Source organism: Streptomyces sp. NPDC047706, from assembly GCF_043204795.1.
GTDB lineage: Bacteria > Actinomycetota > Actinomycetes > Streptomycetales > Streptomycetaceae > Streptomyces.
Genome location: NZ_JBIDCW010000001.1, coordinates 387,952 through 407,749 on the forward strand (window position 1 = coordinate 387,952; position 19,798 = coordinate 407,749).

At 70.6% G+C, this 19,798-nt stretch carries 12 protein-coding genes and 1 pseudogene; 5 read left to right on the forward strand and 8 right to left on the reverse strand.

Features of this window, described 5'->3' with window-relative positions; genetic code table 11:
- Positions 1–20: 20 nt before the first annotated feature.
- Positions 21–3,668: a hydantoinase B/oxoprolinase family protein gene (locus ACGF8A_RS01835; protein ID WP_393103133.1), complete on the forward strand. Its 3,648-nt coding sequence runs from the start codon at positions 21–23 to the stop codon at positions 3,666–3,668.
- The gene (locus ACGF8A_RS01840) at positions 3,649–4,254 is read left to right on the forward strand and encodes an ATP/GTP-binding protein (protein WP_393103135.1); all 606 of its coding nucleotides are present in this window, start codon (positions 3,649–3,651) and stop codon (positions 4,252–4,254) included. Before ACGF8A_RS01835 ends, ACGF8A_RS01840 begins: the two co-directional genes overlap by 20 nt.
- Positions 4,255–4,338: 84 nt before the next feature.
- Here the strand turns inward: ACGF8A_RS01840 and glpK are convergent, their stop codons facing one another.
- The 5 genes and pseudogenes from glpK to ACGF8A_RS01865 form a co-directional block, all read right to left on the reverse strand.
- Positions 4,339–5,859, reverse strand: coding sequence for a glycerol kinase GlpK (gene glpK / locus ACGF8A_RS01845; RefSeq protein WP_393103137.1), 1,521 nt, complete (start codon positions 5,857–5,859; stop codon positions 4,339–4,341).
- 21 nt (positions 5,860–5,880) lie between these two features.
- Positions 5,881–6,391 (reverse strand): annotated as a pseudogene (locus ACGF8A_RS01850) (aquaporin).
- A gap of 693 nt (positions 6,392–7,084) precedes the next feature.
- On the reverse strand, positions 7,085–8,785 hold the full coding sequence (locus ACGF8A_RS01855; RefSeq protein WP_393103139.1) for an EAL domain-containing protein: 1,701 nt from the start codon (positions 8,783–8,785) through the stop codon (positions 7,085–7,087).
- Between the two features lie 179 nt (positions 8,786–8,964).
- Entirely contained in the window at positions 8,965–10,155 is a 1,191-nt protein-coding gene (locus ACGF8A_RS01860) for a lipid-transfer protein (RefSeq protein ID WP_393103141.1), read from the reverse strand.
- Entirely contained in the window at positions 10,152–10,598 is a 447-nt protein-coding gene (locus ACGF8A_RS01865) for a Zn-ribbon domain-containing OB-fold protein (protein WP_393103143.1), read from the reverse strand. Before ACGF8A_RS01865 ends, ACGF8A_RS01860 begins: the two co-directional genes overlap by 4 nt.
- Positions 10,599–10,758: 160 nt before the next feature.
- Here ACGF8A_RS01865 and ACGF8A_RS01870 point away from each other — a divergent pair, with 160 nt between their 5' ends.
- Positions 10,759–11,295 (forward strand): NUDIX domain-containing protein, encoded by a 537-nt coding sequence (locus tag ACGF8A_RS01870; protein ID WP_393103145.1) that lies wholly within the window; start codon positions 10,759–10,761, stop codon positions 11,293–11,295.
- A gap of 1 nt (position 11,296) precedes the next feature.
- On the opposite strand, the gene ACGF8A_RS01875 is transcribed toward ACGF8A_RS01870, so the two are convergent.
- Positions 11,297–13,660, reverse strand: a complete 2,364-nt coding sequence (locus ACGF8A_RS01875) for a glycoside hydrolase family 31 protein (protein WP_393103147.1) — start codon at positions 13,658–13,660, stop codon at positions 11,297–11,299.
- Positions 13,661–13,872: 212 nt separating this feature from the next.
- Between ACGF8A_RS01875 and ACGF8A_RS01880 the strand changes: the two genes are divergently transcribed.
- Positions 13,873–15,840, forward strand: coding sequence for an acetoacetate--CoA ligase (locus ACGF8A_RS01880; RefSeq protein WP_393103149.1), 1,968 nt, complete (start codon positions 13,873–13,875; stop codon positions 15,838–15,840).
- Positions 15,841–16,024: 184 nt separating this feature from the next.
- Positions 16,025–16,954: a hypothetical protein gene (locus ACGF8A_RS01885; protein WP_393103151.1), complete on the forward strand. Its 930-nt coding sequence runs from the start codon at positions 16,025–16,027 to the stop codon at positions 16,952–16,954.
- A gap of 79 nt (positions 16,955–17,033) precedes the next feature.
- On the opposite strand, the gene ptsP is transcribed toward ACGF8A_RS01885, so the two are convergent.
- Together ptsP and ACGF8A_RS01895 are read right to left on the reverse strand one after the other, a co-directional pair.
- Complete coding sequence (ptsP, locus tag ACGF8A_RS01890) at positions 17,034–18,704, reverse strand: phosphoenolpyruvate--protein phosphotransferase (RefSeq protein WP_393103153.1); 1,671 nt, start codon at positions 18,702–18,704, stop codon at positions 17,034–17,036.
- A gap of 78 nt (positions 18,705–18,782) precedes the next feature.
- Positions 18,783–19,232 carry a PTS glucose transporter subunit IIA gene (locus ACGF8A_RS01895; protein WP_393103155.1) on the reverse strand — a complete coding sequence of 150 codons (450 nt, stop codon included), beginning with the start codon at positions 19,230–19,232 and terminating at the stop codon, positions 18,783–18,785.
- Positions 19,233–19,798: the final 566 nt, after the last annotated feature.

Here is a 19,798-nt window from a genome sequence, read left to right on the forward strand (position 1 = left end):
CGCGGAAGCGAGGTGGAGACGTGACAGGCTGGCAGTTCTGGGTCGACCGGGGCGGCACCTTCACCGACATCGTCGCGCGGCGCCCGGACGGACGGCTGATGATCCACAAGCTGCTGTCCGACAATCCGGCACGGTACTCCGACGCGGCCGTGGCCGGCGTGCGCGAGCTCCTGTCCGACTCCGGCGACGCGATCGAAGCGGTGCGCATGGGGACCACGGTCGCCACCAACGCGCTGCTGGAGCGCAAGGGCGAGCGCACCCTGCTCGTGATCACACGCGGCTTCCGTGACGCCCTGCGGATCGCCTACCAGAACCGCCCAGAGATCTTCGCCCGCCGTATCGAGCTCCCCGAGCTGCTCCACGAACGGGTCGTCGAGCTCGACGAGCGCATCGCCCCCGACGGCACCGTCAGGGCCGCACCCGACCTGGACGCCCTCGCCGAACCCCTCCGCCGGGCCTACGACGACGGGATCCGCGCCGTCGCCGTGGTCTGCATGCACAGCCACCTGCACCCCGCCCACGAGCAGGCGGTCGGGGAGCTGGCCGATCGCATCGGCTTCCCCCAGATCTCGTTGTCCAGCGAGGTCAGCCCCCTGATGAAACTCGTCCCTCGCGGAGACACCGCCGTCGTCGACGCCTACCTGTCGCCGGTGCTGCGCCGCTACGTGCGGCACGTCGCCGACGAGCTCGAAGGCGTCCGGCTCATGTTCATGCAATCCAACGGAGGCCTTGCCGAAGCGGGGCAGTTCCGCGGCAAGGACGCCATTCTGTCCGGGCCTGCGGGCGGCATCGTCGGCATGGCGCGCATGTCGCAGCTGGCCGGCTTCGACCGCGTCATCGGCTTCGACATGGGCGGCACCTCCACCGACGTGTCCCACTTCGCCGGGGCCTACGAACGCGTCTTCACCACTCAGATCGCCGGTGTACGGCTGCGTGCGCCCATGCTGGACATCCACACCGTCGCGGCCGGGGGCGGCTCGATCCTCCACTTCGACGGCTCCCGCTACCGCGTAGGGCCGGACTCGGCGGGCGCAGACCCCGGCCCCGCCTGCTACCGCGCGGGCGGCCCCCTCGCCGTCACCGACGCCAACGTCATGCTCGGCCGCATCCCGCCCGATCACTTCCCCCACGTGTTCGGCGCCGACGGCGACCAGCCCCTCGACGCGCCCCTCGTCCGCGAGCGCTTCGCCGGTCTCGCGCGCGAGATCCGCGAGCGGACCGGCGACGACCGCACGCCCGAGCAGGTCGCCGAGGGCTACCTGCAGATCGCCGTCGCCAACATCGCCAACGCCGTCAAGCGGATCTCCGTGCAGAAGGGCCACGACGTCACCCGCTACGCCCTGACCACCTTCGGCGGTGCGGGCGGGCAGCACGCCTGCATGGTGGCCGACCTGCTGGGCATCCGCACCGTCCTGGTACCTCCCATGGCCGGTGTCCTCTCCGCGCTCGGCATCGGCCTCGCCGACACCACCGCCATGCGGGAACAGTCCGTCGAAGCACCACTGGAAACCGCCTCCATGCCCGGCGTCACCAAGACGGCCGACGACCTGGAGTCCGCGGCGCGCGCCGAACTCCTTGCCGAGGACGTCCCCGAGGACCGCATCGAGGTCACCCGGCGCGCCCAGCTCCGCTACGACGGCACCGACACGACGCTCACCGTCGAACTCACCGACCCCGACACCATGAAGCAGGCCTTCGAAGAACGTCATCGCGCCACGTACTCCTTCACCCTCGACCGCCCGGTCGTCGTCGAAGCCCTCTCCGTGGAAGCCACCGGCATCACCGAACCCCCCGATCTGTCCGCTCTCGCTCCCTACGAGGCAGCCCGCGCGGGCCGCCCCGCCGCCCCTGACACCGTCCGCCTCCACAGCGGCGGCGCCTGGCGCGACGTACCCCTCCACCGCCGCGAGGACCTGCCCCCGGGCGACACCGTCACCGGACCGGCGATCATCACCGAGGCCGGCGCGACGACCGTCGTGGACGACGGCTGGCGGGCCGCGGCGACCGACGACGGGCATCTGCTCATGGAACGCGCGGCAACTACAGAGAGTTCCGAACTGGACACGAAAGCCGATCCGGTTCGCCTTGAGGTCTTCAACAACCTGTTCATGTCGATCGCCGAACAGATGGGCGCCCGGCTCGAGTCCACGGCGCAGTCCGTCAACATCAAGGAACGTCTGGACTTCTCCTGCGCCCTGTTCGACCCGGACGGAAACCTCGTGGCCAACGCCCCACACATCCCCGTCCACCTGGGATCCATGGGGACCAGCGTCAAAGAGGTCATCCGGCGGCGCGGCACCGGCATGCGGCCGGGGGACACCTACGCCGTCAACGACCCGTACCACGGCGGCACCCATCTCCCCGACGTCACAGTGATCACCCCTGTCTTCGACACCGCCGGATCGGCGGGCACGGAGGGTGACCGGATCCTCTTCCATGTCGCCTCGCGCGGCCACCACGCGGAGATCGGTGGCATCGCCCCGGGCTCCATGCCCGCGCGCAGCCGCACCATCGAGCAGGAGGGCGTCCTCTTCGACAACTGGCTGCTCGCCGAGAACGGCCGCTTCCGGGAGGAGGAGACACACCGCCTGCTCACCGAGGCGCCGCACCCCTCACGCAACCCCACGACCAACCTCGCCGACCTGCGTGCCCAGATCGCCGCCAACCACAAGGGCGTCGAGGAAGTCACCAGAATGATGGAGGACTTCGGCCTCGACGTCGTCCAGGCGTACATGCGGCACGTCCAGGACAACGCGGAGGAAGCGGTGCGCCGCGTCGTCGAAGCCCTCGACGACGGTGAGTACGCCTACGAGACCGACTCAGGCGCCGTCATTCGCGTACGCGTGCGCGTGGACCGCGAAAACCGCGCCGTCACGGTGGACTTCACCGGTACGTCACCGCAGCTGGCCGGCAACTTCAACGCGCCGTACTCGGTGGTCAACGCGGCCGTCCTGTACGTCTTCCGCACCCTGGTCGACGACGACATCCCCCTCAACGACGGCTGCCTGCGCCCGATCAGCATCATCGTGCCGTCCGGCTCGATGCTCTCGCCCGCCCCGCCCGCCGCTGTCGTCGCCGGCAACGTGGAGACCTCCCAGGCCGTCACCGGCGCCCTCTACGCCGCGCTCGGCGTGCAGGCGGAAGGCTCCGGAACGATGAACAACGTCACCTTCGGCAACGAACGCCACCAGTACTACGAGACATTGGCCTCCGGATCCGGAGCGGGCGACGGCTTCCCCGGCGCGAGCGTCGTGCAGACCCACATGACCAATTCCCGGTTGACCGATCCCGAGGTCCTGGAGTGGCGCCTGCCCGTCCAGCTGGAGGAGTTCTCGGTCCGGCGCGGCAGCGGCGGTGCGGGGCGGTGGCGCGGCGGGGACGGCGCCGTCCGCCGTATCCGGTTCCACGAGCCGATGACCGTCTCCACGCTCTCCCAGCACCGCAGGATTCCCCCGTACGGCATGGCAGGCGGCGAGCCCGGTGCCCTGGGCGCCAACCGCGTCGAGCGCGCGGACGGCACGATCAGCACACTCGGCGGAAGCGACGCCACGGACGTCGGACCCGGCGACGTGCTCGTCATCGAGACCCCCGGCGGCGGAGGCTACGGGCCACCGCCCCCCGACCCCCATCGAGCAGGAGAAGAGATCGATGATCTTCGGGCGATCTGAGCGCGGCAAGCCCCCGGTCGAGCCCGTCACGCTCAAGATCCTGGTGGCCGGTGGCTTCGGGGTGGGCAAGACCACCCTCGTCGGCGCGGTCAGTGAGATCCGGCCGCTGCGCACCGAGGAACTGCTCACCGAAGCCGGGCGCCCGGTCGACGACACCAGCGGCGTGGAAGGCAAGCACACCACGACGGTGGCCATGGACTTCGGCCGCATCACACTGCGCGAGGACCTCGTCCTCTACCTCTTCGGCACACCCGGCCAGCAGCGGTTCTGGTTCATGTGGGACGAGCTCTCCGAGGGCGCGCTCGGGGCCGTCGTCCTCGCCGACACCCGCAGGCTGGAGGACTGTTTCGCCGCAGTCGACTACTTCGAACGGCGCTCCATACCGTTCGTCGTCGGCGTCAACTGCTTCGAGGGCGCGGACCGTTATCCGGCGGAGGACGTACGGCAGGCGCTCGACCTGGACGAAGACGTGCCCCTGGTGCTGTGCGACGCCCGCGACCGGGAGTCGGTCAAGGACGTCCTGATCGGCGTCGTCCAGCACGCCATGGCTCTGGCGGCGGACCTCCGTCAGGCCGTGACGACCTGACGGACGCGCGCGGCCCGTACCCCCGCCGACTGGGGTACGGGCCGCAGCCCATGAATGCGGCGGCCCCCATCCACGCGCGCGTGCCTAGCTGTCGCCGTCCTCCACCCAGCCGAAGCTCTTCTCGACCGCCTTGCGCCAGTTGCGGTACTCGCGGTCACGCACCGACGCCTCCATGGCCGGCGTCCACTCCGCGTCCTTCTGCCAGTGCGCCTTGAGTTCGTCGAGGTCGTTCCACACGCCCGTCGCGAGCCCGGCCGCGTAGGCCGCGCCCAGACACGTCGTCTCGGACACCTTGGGGCGGATCACGGGAACGCCCAGGACGTCTGCCTGGTGCTGCATCAGGAGGTTGTTCTTCGTCATGCCGCCGTCCACCTTCAGGGTGCTGATGTGCACGCCCGAGTCCTGGTACATGGCGTCGACGACCTCGCGCGTCTGCCAGCTCGTCGCCTCCAGCACGGCACGCGCGAGGTGCCCCTTGGTGACGTACCGGGTCAGCCCGGCGACCACCCCGCGCGCGTCGGAGCGCCAGTACGGCGCGAACAGGCCCGAGAACGCGGGCACGATGTAGGCGCCGCCGTTGTCGTCGACACTCGCCGCCAGTGTCTCGATCTCGTCGGCGGTTCGGATGATGCCGAGCTGATCGCGGAACCACTGCACGAGCGCGCCCGTTATCGCGATGGACCCCTCCAGGCAGTACACCGGTGCCTCACTGCCGATCTTGTAGCCCATCGTCGTCAGCAGCCCGCTCTTGGACGGCACAGGCCGGCTGCCGGTGTTCAGCAACAGGAAGCTGCCCGTGCCGTACGTGTTCTTGGCCGACCCCACGTCGTAGCACGCCTGCCCGAACACGGCTGCCTGCTGGTCGCCCAGCGCGGACGCCACGGGCACCCCCGCGAGCTGGCCCACGGCCGTCCCGTAGACCTCGGCCGAGGACCTGATCTCGGGCAGCACGGACTCGGGCACATTCATCGCGGCGAGGATGGAGGGGTCCCATTGGAGGGTCTCCAGGTTCATCAGCATGGTGCGCCCGGCATTGGTGACGTCGGTGACGTGCCGGCCGCCGTCGGTGCCGCCGGTGAGGTTCCAGATCAGCCAGGAGTCGATCGTGCCGAAGGCGATCTCACCCTGCTCGGCGCGGTCCCTGAGACCGGGTACGTTGTCCAGCAGCCAGGCCGCCTTGGGCCCGGAGAAGTAGCTGGCCAGCGGCAGACCCGTCTGCTCACGGAAGCGGTCCTGGCCGTCCGAGCCGCCCAGTTCGCCGCACAGGGCGGCCGTACGGGTGTCCTGCCACACGATGGCGTTGTGCACCGGCTTTCCTGTGGCGCGGTCCCAGAGCACCGTCGTCTCACGCTGGTTGGTGATGCCGAGCGCGCTCAGCTGGTCGGCCCGCAGTCCCGCCTTGGCGATCGCCCCGGCGACCACCGCCTGCACCTTCGACCAGATCTCGGTCGCGTCGTGCTCGACCCAGCCGGGTTTGGGGAAGATCTGCCGGTGCTCTCGCTGATCCACGGCGACGATCGCGCCGTTGCGGTCGAAGACGATGCAGCGGCTTGACGTGGTGCCCTGGTCGATCGCGGCCACGTACTTCTCGGCGTTGTTCGTCATGGCTTTCCCCTTGGGCTCGGTTCAGAAAGCTGTGCTGTAGGTAGGGCCGGCGAGCGTTCGTCCCACGAGTGGCCCTACGGCCGGAATCCACGCGTAGCCCCGTTCGCAGGTGCCCTGGTCCCGGAGCGGCAGGGAGGCCCGCACGATGCCCGACCGCAGGTGGCGAGCCGGGTTGATCGTGCACCCGGCTGGCCCGCCGGGGGAGCGGCCGATGCCGACGACCCGCAGCGGGACGATCAGCGCGCTCGTTCCGACGAGCTGTCCGAGCAGGGAGCCCCGGTACCGTGCCCCATACGCCCGTGTCGAAGGCGATACCGAAAGTGACGGCCGGATTGAAGGGTCCACCGGCCACGGCAGCGGCCGTGCATGCGTTCGCCGGCATGCCGAAGCCCCGGCCGACCGCGATCACGATCCACCCCGGGGCCCGCGCTTTCACATGCCTGAGCGTCACAGCCGCGTACACACCGGCGGCGAAGAGGATCAGGATCGCGGTGCCGATGACCTCGCCGACGGAGATGTCTCCGCTGCTCATGGCGGCTCCTAGACCCGTGGACGGGGCGCTCGGCCCGGTCCTCCGTGCAGGTGCGTCGCGTTGCTCCCGTGCCGATCAGCCGGAGCCTGGGAGGGTCCCGCGCCCCGTCGGCGTCCGTGACGAGCGTGCCGTCGCAGCCGACCCGGCCAAGGAAGTGGGCCTCGGCGCCCGAGCCCGTACGGCTCCGCGCCGGAACGCGCCGAGAATGCAGGGCGATGTCGGCTGACACCCGAAGTGTTCACCGGGGGTCAGGGGGCGTCAAGGTCGCCGACGGCACCCATTCACGGCCCCTCCCACTCCGGAGCGCGCCGGCCCGCGCCCCCAGCGCCATCGCGGTGCGAGGCACGTGGGGCGGCCGAGGGCGGGTGTGGTGGTCGTCCCTCCGGTTTGCGGCGGTGGGGGGTGCCGTCGTGGGCGCACCGCATTCCGGGGGTGGGCGGGTCTGGTGGTGCCCGCGTCGGTTCGCCGCGGTGGGGGCTGGTGACGCCCGTTCCGTTTTGCGGCGGCGGGCGGGCTGATGGTGGCCGCACCGTACTGTGCGGGCGGGCGACTCTGGTGGTGGCCGCACCGGCAAGAGGGCGCCGTGCTGCGTTGACGTGTCCGCACCGGGAGGTGGCACGGGCTCCCCTTGCGTGCCCGCAGGTGGCGTCGAGCCGCCCGGGCGCACATGCGCCGCCGCCCCCGCAGCTCCTCTCAGCCCCTGCCGGGATCCCCCACGGCACATCCGGCCTCGTTCGGCGCATGGTCTGTCCGGCCACGCAGGATCTCGTGGCTGGACAGACCCGGGTGGCCCAGCACCCAGCTCGCCCCCCTGAGCGCCTTCGCGGCCTTCTTCAGGGGTGCGAGGCAGGCCGCCGCCTCCCGGTGATCCGTGACGCTGCCGGGCGGGCACAGCACGGTGGCAAGGGACAGTGTCACCGGCCGCCCACCCGCCGACCACGGCATGTCCAGGACCGAGGATGCGAGCGGATCAAGCCCCTCCGGATCCGCGAGGACCAGGAAGTCGTCGCCGCCGATGTGGCCCACCCGGGTGTTCCCGGATGCCGCGACCTGCAGCGCCCGGCCCACCGACCGGATCAGCTCGTCACCCGCCGCGAACCCGGCACCGTCGTTCACCTGCTTGAAGTGGTCGACATCCAGCCAGCTCAGGGCGAACGACCGGCCTCCCGCGATGCGCCGGTCCACCTCACCGGTGATCGCGTCCGACCCGGGCAGCCGCGTCAGCGGATTGAGCCCGGCCGCCTCCTCGACCCGTGTCTCGGCCAGTGCCCGCACCAGGTCCGCCAGCCGTACGACGCCCACGCATCGCCCGTGCGCGTCGACGACGGCCACATCGTCCGACGTACGGTCCCGCCCGCCGTCCGCGACCACCTCCAGCACCTCCCAGGCGGTGGCGTCGGCCCCCACGATGCGTGGCGGATCACCCAGCTTGGCGGCGGGCCGGTCGGCGTACAGCGCGTGCCCGTACCGGCCCGACATGGACAGCAAGAAGCGTGAGCGGTGCACGGACCGCACGGGCACCCCGTCACGGTCCACGAGCAGCACCCCGGACACATCCGGGGACCCGGTCAGCAGCGCCCGCACCTGGGCCGCGGACGCATTCGCGGGCAGCAGCGCGGCCGGCCGCACGAACTCCCGCACCAGCGGTCCCGACGGCGACGACGCCTCGACACCGGGGGAGCGGGGCGGAACATACACTTCCGCGGTCGGCAGCCTGGCCGGCGGCGCGAACAGCTCCCCTTGCGCCAGCTGCGCTCCGGCCGACAACGCTGCCGCGAACTGCAATTCGGTCTCCACGCCCTCCACGCACAGCAGCGCCCGCAGCTCGTCGCACAGCGTCCGCATCGCCCGCACCGCGGCAGGCCGGGCCAGCAGTGACGCGTCCAGCTTCACCAGGTCGGGTCCGAGGTCCGTGAGCAGCCGCAGGGGCACATCTCCGTCCCCGACGCCGTCGGCGCTGATCCGGAAGCCCTGCTCCCGCAGCGCGGTCACCGCTTCCAGCAGTGCCTGGTGCGGTACATGCGTGTACGGCGGACCGACGTCGATGGTCACCTCCCAGGGCATGCGCCCCGCCGCCCTCACGGCAGCGTGCAGCGAGGTGAGCCCGCCGAGGTCCGCGAGCGTCCCGGCGAAGACGTTGACGTGCAGCGGCATCATCGACTCCTGGCGAACCGCCGCGCGGACCGCCAACACGGCCAGCCGGCCGTCGAGTTCGGGATCCCGGCGTGCCTCGGCCAGGATGTCGCCGGCCTCCGGGCGGGCGAGGATCTCCAGTGCCGCGACCCCTCCGGTGGACAGATTGACCACCGGTTGGAAAGCGAAGCGGAGAGTGTCCGACCAGGAGCGCACGGGAGCATGATGGGCGCCCTTGGAGAGCGCTGAGGGCCAGTTCATGAGACGTTCACGCAGGATCCCGGGGTGATCACACAGCGTACCGACGGACCGCACAGATGATGTGTGACGAGGCGTCATCAGTGATGAGACGGTGGCACCCGTGGTGCCGGGATCCGCGTGACCCATCCCGGTCGCGCGCACGGGCCGGGCGGTCCGCCTCCCCGGTGAACGGGTGTTGCTCACCGCACCGCGATCACCGCTGACCCGTGTCCGAACAGCCCTTGATTGGCGGTGATTCCCGCCCGCGTCCCCGCAACCTGCCGATCACCCGCCTGCCCCCGCAACTGCCATGCCACTTCGCAGACCTGAGCGATCGCCTGGGCCGGGACCGCCTCGCCGAAGGACGCCAGTCCGCCGCTCGGGTTGACGGGTATGCGCCCGCCCGGTGCCGTCTCGCCGTCCCGCAGCAGCTTCGCGCCCTCGCCCACTCCACACAGCCCGAGGTCCTCGTACCACTGCAACTCCAGTGCCGTCGACAGGTCGTACACCTCGGCGAGGGACAGGTCCTCGGGCCCCACACCCGCCTCCTCGTAGGCAGCACGGGCGATCGACGCCCGGAACGTCTCGGCGGCGGGCTCCACCGCCACCGCGGAGTCCGTGGCGATGTCCGGCAGGTCCAGGACGGCACTGGGGTAGCGCGGCGTCACGGTGGACACCGCCCGGATCCGCACCGGCTTCGCCACCCCGTGCCGACGCGCGAACTCCGGGCTGGACAGCACCACGGCCGCCCCTCCATCGGACGTCGCACAGATGTCGAGCAGCCGCAGTGGGTCGGCGACCACCGGCGAGGCGGCGACCTCTCGCGCCGTGACGTGCTTGCGATAGCGCGCGTTCGCATTCAGCACGCCGAAAGCCGCGTTCTTCACCTTGACCTGGGCGAAGTCCTCCAAGGTGTCCCCGTGGACGGCCATCCGCCGCCGGGCGTACAGCCCGAAGTACGTCGGATTGGTCGCTCCGAGCACCCGGAACCGCAACCAGTCGGGATCATCCGGCCGGTCACCCCCCGCGGGCCGGAAGGAGCCCTTCGGCGCGGCGTCGGCACCCACCACGAGCACCACGTCCGCGAGGCCCGAAAGGATCTGGGCCCGCGCGGTGCTGATGGCCTGAGCCCCCGAGGCGCACGCCGCGTACACGCTGGTGACCCGCGCCCCCTGCCAGCCCAGGGCCTTGGCGAGGCTCGCCCCTGCCACATATCCGGGATAGCCGCCACGCACGGTGCCCGCGCCGACGACGGAGCCAACTTGCCGCCACTCCAGCCCGGCCTCGGCGAGCGCCGCGCGTGCCGCCGCCGCCCCGTACTCGACGAAACCTCGCCCCCACTTGCCCCATGGGTGCATTCCCGCCCCCAGGACCGCCACATCTCCGGTCATGTCGTCACCCCCGTCGGCCGCCAGTGCCACGTCGTCCAGATCGTCTCCGCGTCCTCGTGCAGCACGCCGGGAACGACCTCCACCTCCATGCCCACCGTCAGATCGGCGACGGTGACCCCGGGAGCCGCCTGCCCCAGCACCACCATCCGCTCGGACTCCAGCTCCACAGCGACCAACGCGTACGGCTCCCATGGAAGTTCCGGATCGGTCACGTACGGTGACGGAGGTCGATACCGGCTGTCCGTGTACGACCAGATGCGTCCCCGGCGTGACAGCCGCACTGCCTCCAGATCGCCGCCGGCGCACCGAGGGTTGCGGCAGTGGACGTCCTCGCGAGGGAAGAAGATCGCGGCACAGCCCGAGCAGCGTGTGCCCAGGAGGCGGAAGTCGTCGCCGTCACCTGTGAACCAGTCGTCGACCGCGGGCTTTCGTTCACGCGACAAGATCCCTCCCGGCAAATAAGAACTGACGATGCGTCAGAGTGTGTCAGCGGACCGGAGGAAGCGGTAAGGCTGCGTCGGGCCGGGCGGTGAACGCCCCGGCAGGTGCTGTTCAGCCACCCGGGAGGAGACGCTCCAGACAAGATCCGCTACAGTCCGCCGCGTGTCCGAAACTCAGCACTCCGTCCCCAACTCCGCGCCGGGATCCCACTGTTCGAGCTGTGGATCGCCCTACGGAGAGGGCGTCTCCGGCTGGCCCCGCACCTGCCCGGCGTGCGGCACTGCCGCCTACCGCAATCCGCTGCCGGTCGCGGTCGCACTTCAGCCTGTGTACGACACCCAGGGCACCGCCTTGGTCGTCATCACCCGTACCGTCGCGCCCGCGCGCGGCGGCGTCGCACTGCCCGGCGGTTACCTCGACGACCGTGAGGACTGGCGGCAGGCACTCGTCCGCGAGCTCAGGGAGGAGACCGGCATCGAGGCGGCGAGCCGTGATGTCCGGCTCGTCGACGCGATGAGCTCCCCCGACGGTCATCTGCTGCTGTTCGGCGCCCTTCCCGAACGCCCCGCAGACCGCCTGCCCGAACCCGCCACCACGGACGAGACGGAGGGCTGGCACCTCCTGCGCCGGCCCGAGGAACTCGCCTTCCCGCTGCACACGCTCGCCGTGAAGGCCTGGTTCGAGGGCCGGTACGTCTGAGTCAGCGCCCGCCGAGCCCGCGCACCCGCACCGGGTGGGGCGGCTCCTCGCCGCCCTTCCCCTCCCGCTCCACGGCCACCCGCCCGCCTTCCCAGCGCGCGAGGTAGCGCTCGACGCCGGGTTCCTCCCACCCGTCCCCGGCATCCTGCACGACCAGGCCGGCGCCGGTCCGCCCCGGGGCCGGAGCCCATACCTCCAGTTCCAGCCCGCCATCCGTGCCGCATGTGGGAATCACCGCACCCGCGCGCGCGAGCACCGGGATCCGTGACAACGGGGCGTCGACAAGAACCTGCGCCGGGCCCTCGTACGCCTGCTCGGTGGCGATGTCGTACCAACGGCCCCGCGGCAGCTGCACCGCCCGCCGGTCCGCGCCGGGGTCGAGCACGGGCGCCACCAGGAGACAGTCGCCCAGCAGGAAAGCGTCCTCGCAGTCACGCAGCGACCGGTCCTCGGGCGAACTCCACCACACCGGCCGCACATAGGGCGCCCCGGTGCGGCGGGCCAGATGCGCCAGCGTCACGAAGTACGGCAGCAGACGGCGGCGTTCGAGGAGTGCCACGCGCGCGTGCTCCAGCACCTCCGCACCGAACTCCCACGGCTCCCTGCGCCCCGCCCGCAGGCTCGCGTGGGTGCGGAACAGCGGCAGATACGAGCCGAGCTGGAACCAGCGCAGATACAGCTCCGCAGAAGGGCTGCCGTCGAAGCCGCCCACATCCGGTCCGGAGTACGGCACCCCACACAGCCCCAGCCCCATGACCAGCGACAGTGACGCGCGCAGCCCCGGCCAGCCGGTGGCGACGTCCCCGGACCAGCTGCCGCCGTAGCGCTGCATGCCGACCCATCCCGACCGCGAGAACAACAACGGCCGCTGCCGCGGCACCAGCTCACGCAGCCCTTCGTAACCCGCTTTGGCCATGCACAGCGCATACACGTTGTGCGCCTCGCGATGGTCGCCGCCCCGGCCCTCCAGATCGTGCCGTGCCGACCGTGGCAGCGTCATCTCACCGAACGCGGCGAACGACGTCGGCTCGTTCATGTCGTGCCAGAACCCCGAGAAGCCCTGCCTCAGCCGCTCCTCGTAGAGACCACCCCACCACTTGCGCACGCGCGCGTGCGTGAAGTCCGGATACACCACTTCCCCGGGCCAGACCACGCCGTACACCGGCTGTCGCGACCCGTCCCGCACGAAGGCGTCGTGGGCCACGCCGCTGTCGTACACCTCGTTGCCCGCTTCGGCCTTCACCGCGGGGTCGACGATCGACACCAGCCGGATTCCCTCCCGGCGCAGCTCCTCGGCGAGCGCCGGCAGCCCGGGGAACCGTTCCTGGTCCACGGTGAAGACCTGATGGGCGTCGTAGTGATCGATGTCCAGGTGCACCGCGTCGAGCGGCAGACCGCGCTCCCGGTACCCGGCGACGATCCGCCGCACCTCCTGAGCGCTGCCGAACCCCCACCGCGCGTGATGGTGCCCGAGCGCCCACGCCGGCGGCAGCGCCGGCGCGCCGGTGAGGGAGGCCCAGGCGAGCAGCACCCGCGCGGGGGCGCCCAGCATGACCCAGCACCGCAGCGGACCCCCGTCCATGCGCACTTCACAGGCGCCTGCCCGGTCGTGGCCCGAGCCCGCACCCTCCCCGCCCTCCCGCAAGGTCACCGTGCCGTCCCACGAGGTGTCGTGGAACACCAGATGGGTGCCCGCGTCGGCCACCACCAGCTGCACCGGCATCGTGATGTACAGGGGATCGTCGCCGGGCACGAAGGCGCGCCCCTGGTCGGTGTTCCACAGCCTGTACACGCCGTCCCGCAGCCGGGGCCCCGAGGAACGCCCGCCCAGTCCGAAGAAGCGCGCGTCCGAGGCCACCTCGGAACGCTGCATCCAGCGGGCCGGCCCGCCCTCCACCGGTTCCCACCACCGCGGCGGCAGATCCCGGCGCAGCGTGACGCCACCGGGGGTGCGCACCTCGACGGCGCCGTTTCGCGACACCACGACCGTGACCCGTTCCGCCACGACCCGCCAGCCGCCGTCCTTGTCCGGTTCCAGCACCGCCCGGGGATCAGGTTCCGGACAGCGGCCCGCGAGCGCGTACGACGGCTCGGGCCCCGCACCGTCCCAGCCCCAGAAGACGGCCCCGTTCACCGCGACGGTGATCCGCAGCTCGGAGCGGCTGAACCGCAGAACGCCACCACCAGGCTCGGGCGTCGCCTCCCGCACCTGTCCGGGCACCCGCGCGCGTTCCGCGCCCCGCGCGGGCAGGCCGACGGCGTCCGCACGGCGCCTGCGCCACGCCGCCCGCACAGTACGCAACCCTTGTGCCGCCCCCACGAAACCGACCGCCTTCACCGAACGCACCAGGTCACGACCGCCCATGCTGCTCACCTTGCCACTGACCGGCGTATTTGAGTGTGGCGTTCAACTGCCGTTCACCCATGCCAGAGCCACATCTTCACGACACGGACTATGTGGGCGGCACCCTGGTGCAGAAGTCGATCACATGGCATCGTCCGTGTCAGCCGCGTCACGCGCACACCCCAGCACGTGCGCGAGCGACGCACACGACGCGCACAGTCCGGGAGCCGCCCATGTCGACCGTGAACCCCCAGCCGCTCTGGCAGCCAGATCCGGAACGCATCGCCCACGCACAGATCACCGAGTTCCAGGCGTGGGCGGCCGAACACCACGGCGCCCCGGGCGAGGGCGGCTACGCCGCGCTGCACCGCTGGTCGGTCGACGAGCTGGACACGTTCTGGAAGGCCGTCACGGAGTGGTTCGACGTGCGGTTCTCGACGCCGTACACGCGTGTGCTGGCCGACCGGTCGATGCCCGGTGCGCGGTGGTTCCCCGGCGCGACCCTGAACTACGCCGAGCACGCCCTGCGAGCGGCCGCGACCCGCCCCGACGAACCGGCCCTCCTGTGCGTCGACGAAACCCAGGAGCCACGTCCGGTCACGTGGTCCGAACTCCGCCGCCAGGTCGGCTCACTCGCTGCCGAACTACGCGCCCTCGGCGTACGCCCGGGAGACCGCGTCAGCGGCTACCTTCCGAACATCCCCGAAGCCGTCGTCGCGCTCCTCGCCACCGCCGCCGTGGGCGGCGTCTGGACATCCTGCGCCCCCGACTTCGGCGCCCGCAGCGTCCTCGACCGCTTCCAGCAAGTGGAACCGGTCGTCCTGTTCACCGTCGACGGCTACCGCTACGGCGGCAAGGAACACGATCGCCGCGACACCGTGGCCGAACTGCGCCGGGAGCTGCCCACCCTGCGCGCGGTCGTCCACATCCCGCTCCTCGGCACGGCAGCCCCTGAGGGCGCCGCGGAGTGGCCGGCGCTGACGAACGCGAACACGGAACCCGAATTCGAGCAGGTGCCCTTCGACCATCCGCTCTGGGTGCTGTACTCCTCCGGCACGACCGGCCTCCCCAAGGCCATCGTCCAGTCCCAGGGCGGCATCCTCGTCGAGCACCTCAAGCAGCTCGGCCTGCACTGCGACCTGGGCCCAGAGGACCGCTTCTTCTGGTACACGTCCACCGGCTGGATGATGTGGAACTTCCTCGTCTCCGGTCTGCTGACGGGCACCACGGTCGTCCTCTACGACGGCAGCCCCGGCTATCCCGGAACCGGCGCCCAATGGAGCGTCGCCGAACGCACGCGGGCCACCCTCTACGGCACCTCCGCCGCGTACGTCATGGCCTGCCGCAAGGCGGACATCCACCCGGGCCGTGACCACGACCTCTCCCGCGTGCGGTGCGTGGCCACCACCGGCTCGCCCCTCCCACCCGACGGCTTCCGCTGGCTCCACGACGAGGTACGTGACGATCTATGGATCGCCTCTGTCAGCGGCGGCACGGATGTGTGCTCCTGCTTCGCCGGAGCAGTACCCACCCTGCCCGTGCACATCGGCGAACTCCAGGCCCCCGGACTCGGCACGGACCTGCAGTCCTGGGACCCGAGCGGCAAACCCATGACCGACGAGGTCGGCGAACTCGTCGTCACGAACCCGATGCCGTCCATGCCCATCTACTTCTGGAACGACCCCGACGGCAGCCGATACCGCGACAGCTACTTCGACACCTACCCCGGCGTCTGGCGCCACGGCGACTGGATCACCGTGACATCCCGAGGCTCCGTGATCATCCACGGCCGCTCCGACTCCACGCTCAACCGACAGGGCGTGCGGATGGGCTCGGCCGACATCTACGAGGCCGTGGAACGTCTGCCCGAAATCAGGGAGTCCCTCGTCATCGGCATCGAGCAGCCCGACGGCGGCTACTGGATGCCACTCTTCGTGCACCTGGCGCCGGGAGCCGTCCTCGACGAGGCACTGCTGAACCGCATCAAGCAGACCATCCGCGAGCACCTCTCCCCGCGCCACATCCCCGACGAGATCATCGAGGTGCCCGGCGTCCCGCACACCCTCACCGGGAAGCGCATCGAGGTCCCGGTCAAGCGCCTGCTCCAGGGCACGCCGCTGGAAAAGGCGGTCAACCCCGGCTCGATCGACAACCTCGACCTGCTCCACTTCTACGAGGACCTGGCCCGCAAGCGAAGCTGACCCCGGCGCACGATCAGCCCAAGCCGGCCTCGGACTCACCGAGTGCGACCAAGGACCCGAGGCCACGGCATGCCGACAGGGTTCTGGCGTGCAGTTTCCCCGGTGCGGACCCCGGTGCGACCCCCATTGTCAGTGCGTCCGGTTACTGTGAGTGAGCATTGATCGACTGCGCTCAGGGGGAAACATGGCTCACACCGACCACACGACCATGCGAAGCGTCCTGCACCGCGAAATCGCCGGCACGATCGGCCTGCTCACGGACGAGTACGACTTCCGGGCCATGCGGCGCTACCGCAGCTTCGAGTTCGACGACCACGAAACCTACCTCGAGCAGGTGGAGGCCCTGCTCAAGAAGCGCGCCGCACAGGGCAGCCACACCACCGTCGCCCTCTTCGACCCGCAGGAGTACGCCGACTTCTGCGAGGGCGGGGGCCTCGACCCCGACCTCCCGTCGAGCCGCACACGCTTCACAGCCGAACTGGCGGCCACCGGGCCGACCGTCCCCTACGAGGGCCAAGAACTCGCCGACCTCGTCCCGGTGCTCGTGGACGAAGCCGTACGCCAGGCCACCTGGGAGTACGCCTCGACGCTCCTGGCCCGCGTAGGCACCTGCGCGACCTGCGGTGAGGACATCGGCCGCACCGCCTTCGCCCGGGCCTCGAACCTCCTCGCCCGGATTCTCGACACGGCGCCACCCGGCGGCCGGCACCTGGTCTGCAGTGTCTCCGGCACACCGGAAACCCTGGTCGCCGCCCTTCACGTGGACCAGGACAGCGAGGGCACCACAGAACTCGACGAGGCCGAGGCTCTCGAGTTCACCACGGTCCTGGCTCTGGGCATCGCCACCCGGAGCCCCGGTGGACTGGTCACGCGAGCCACCGCCCCCGGCGCGCCGGACCGTGTCTACGGCTGGCGCCTGCGTGGAGGCGGCCTCGAGCCCCTGACCGCCGGTGAGGTCTTCGACGCCTATTGCACCGATGTCGAATCGGGCGACCTCATTTCCCCGGAGTCAGGGGTCGACTACTGCGCACCGCCCGACCTGGGAGACGAGGCGAGGAGCGGAGAAGCCGGAGAGGAAGGAGGGGAGGGTTCAGGGACGGCGCATCGCCACTGACCATGCGCCGCCCACCGACCCCATGGGGGCGCCCCACCGCTGGGTGGGGCGCCCCGGCGAGGCGAACGTTTCGGGCCGCCTACTCGCCGGACAGCACCGCCTGAGCCGCGTGGCGCGCATCCTCGGCGGTGTCGGCCGCGCGAGCGGCAGCCGCAGCCCGCTCGCACTGCGCCAATGTGTACTTCGCCAGCGTCGCCCGGACATAGGGAATCGACGCTGCACCCATCGAGAGGGAGGTGACACCCAGACCGGCCAGCACACACGCGAGCAGCGGATCGGACGCGGCCTCACCGCAGACACCACAGCTCTTGCCCTCGGCCTTCGCCGACTCGGCGGACAGCGCGACCAGGTCCAGCAGCGCGGGCTGCCACGGGTCCTGAAGCCGGGACACCGCGCCCACCTGACGGTCCGCGGCGAAGGTGTACTGCGCCAGGTCGTTCGTCCCCAGGGACAGGAACTCGACCTCCTGCAAGATCGAACGTGTCCGGAGAGCCGCCGACGGAATCTCCACCATCGCGCCGAACTTCGCCCGCAGCCCGGCCTCCCTGCACGCGTCCGCGAACGCCTTGGCGTCGGTGCGGTCCGCGACCATCGGAGCCATCACTTCGAGGTAGACCGGCAGCCCCTCGGCCGCCTTCGCCAGCGCGGTCAGCTGGGTACGCAGCACCTCAGGGTGGTCCAGCAGTGTCCGCAGACCACGTACACCGAGCGCCGGGTTCGGCTCGTCGGCAGGCGTCAGGAAGTCCAGCGGCTTGTCGGCACCGGCGTCCAGCACCCGCACGACGACCCGGCCCTCGGGGAACGCTTCGAGGACCTGCCGATAGGCCTCGATCTGCTTCTCCTCGGCCGGCGCCGTCCTGCTGTCCTCCAGGAAGAGGAACTCCGTGCGGAACAGACCCACGCCCTCGGCGCCGGCCGCCACCGCGGCCGCGATGTCCGCGGGACCGCCGATGTTGGCGAGCAGCGGCACCTTGTGACCGTCGGAAGTGGCCCCAGGCCCCGTAGACGCGGCCAGTGCGGCCTTGCGCTCGGCGGCCGAGGCCTCCAGTTGCGCCTTCTTCTCGTCGGTCGGATCAACGAAGATCTCGCCGGTGCTGCCGTCCACAGCGATCATCGTGCCCTCGGCCAGCTCACCGGCACCAGGCAACGCCACCACGGCCGGCACGCCGAGCGCTCGCGCCAGGATCGCGCTATGGCTGGTGGGCCCGCCCTCCTCCGTGACGAAACCGAGGACCAGAGTGGGGTCCAGCAGAGCCGTGTCCGCAGGGGCGAGGTCACGTGCGACCAGGACGTACGGCTCATCGCTGTCCGGTACTCCCGGCATCGGCACCCCGAGCAGGCGTGCGACGATACGATTCCGCACGTCATCGAGGTCGGCCACCCGCCCGGCCAGGTACTCGCCGGCACCGGCAAGCAGATCCCGGTACGCAGCGAACGCGTCGTAGACCGCGCGCTCCGCGGTGCTGCCGACGGCGATCCGCCGGTCCACGTCCGCCATCAGCTCGGGGTCCTGAGCCATCATGGCCTGCGCCTCGAGCACCGCCTGGGCCTCGCCGCCCGCCAGGTTGCCACGCGCCATGAGGTCGGCCGCCACCGCATCCACGGCTTGCCGGGCGCGGCCTTGTTCGCGGCCAGCCTCCTCGGCCGGGATCTGCTTGGCAGGCGGTTCGAGCACCGCCGTTCCCATGTGCCGAACCTCGCCGATCGCCACCCCGTGGCTCACGCCGACGCCTCGCAGCGTTGTCTCCATCTCACCCGTCTCCGATAGTGCGGCGGACCCCGCCGCCGCGGTGGTTGTCCTACCAGCCGTCATACGACGGCCCTGACGTCACTTCCAGACGAAGAGACTGTCGCCCGCCTTGACGTCGCCGTCCTCACGGAGTTCGGAGAGAGCGTCGGCGGTGGCCTCCAGCGCCACGATCGGGCACACCGGCGACTTGCCGGCCGCCTCGACGGCGGTCGGGTCCCAGCGCACGATGCCCTGACCACGGGTCACGGTGTCGCCCTTGTTCACGAGCAACTCGAAACCCTCGCCGTTCAGCTGCACGGTGTCGATGCCGAGATGGGTGAGCACGCCGTGTCCATCGGCGTCCACGACGACGAAGGCGTGCGGATGGAGGGAGACGATGACTCCGTCCACGGGTGCGACGGCCTCGGAAGGCTCACGCACGGGGTCGATGGCGGTACCCGGGCCGACCATGGCCCCGGAGAAGACCGGATCCGGCACGGCGGCCAGTCCGACGGCGCGTCCGGCGAGCGGGGACGTCACGGTGGTCATGGGAAGCCTCCCAGAGTGGAGATTCATATGAGCCGTCACTGCCAGTCCCGGACGGCCCACTGTTGAGCAGGGTATGTCATGGGAAGTCCCGGTCCGCCCGAGAGCTCCCTATAGAGGTCTAGACCACCAGCCTAATGGATTTGCGCGCGCTCCGCGGCCCCCTGTACAGTCGTACTCCTGCTTGAGGCTGAGCGATGTGAACAAGCACCGTTGCCCGGCAGCACCCAACTTGTCAGACCTTATCTCCGGTCTCCTTCTGCATGTCTGCGGAACGGTGGTCAGAGAGACGGAAAAAGCCTGATAGGGTTTGGAAACACCGAAGGGAAGCGCCCGGAGGAAAGCCGCGAGAGAGAATCTCGGGTGAGTACAAAGGAAGCGTCCGTTCCTTGAGAACTCAACAGCGTGCCAAAAGTCAACGCCAGATATGTTGATACCCCGTATCCGGCATCAGCCGGGGCGAGGTTCCTTTGAAAAAACACAGCGAGGACGCTGTGAACCATCGGATTATTCCTCCGGTGGTTCCGCTCTCGTGATGTGTCACCGGATCACCGGTAAACATTCACGGA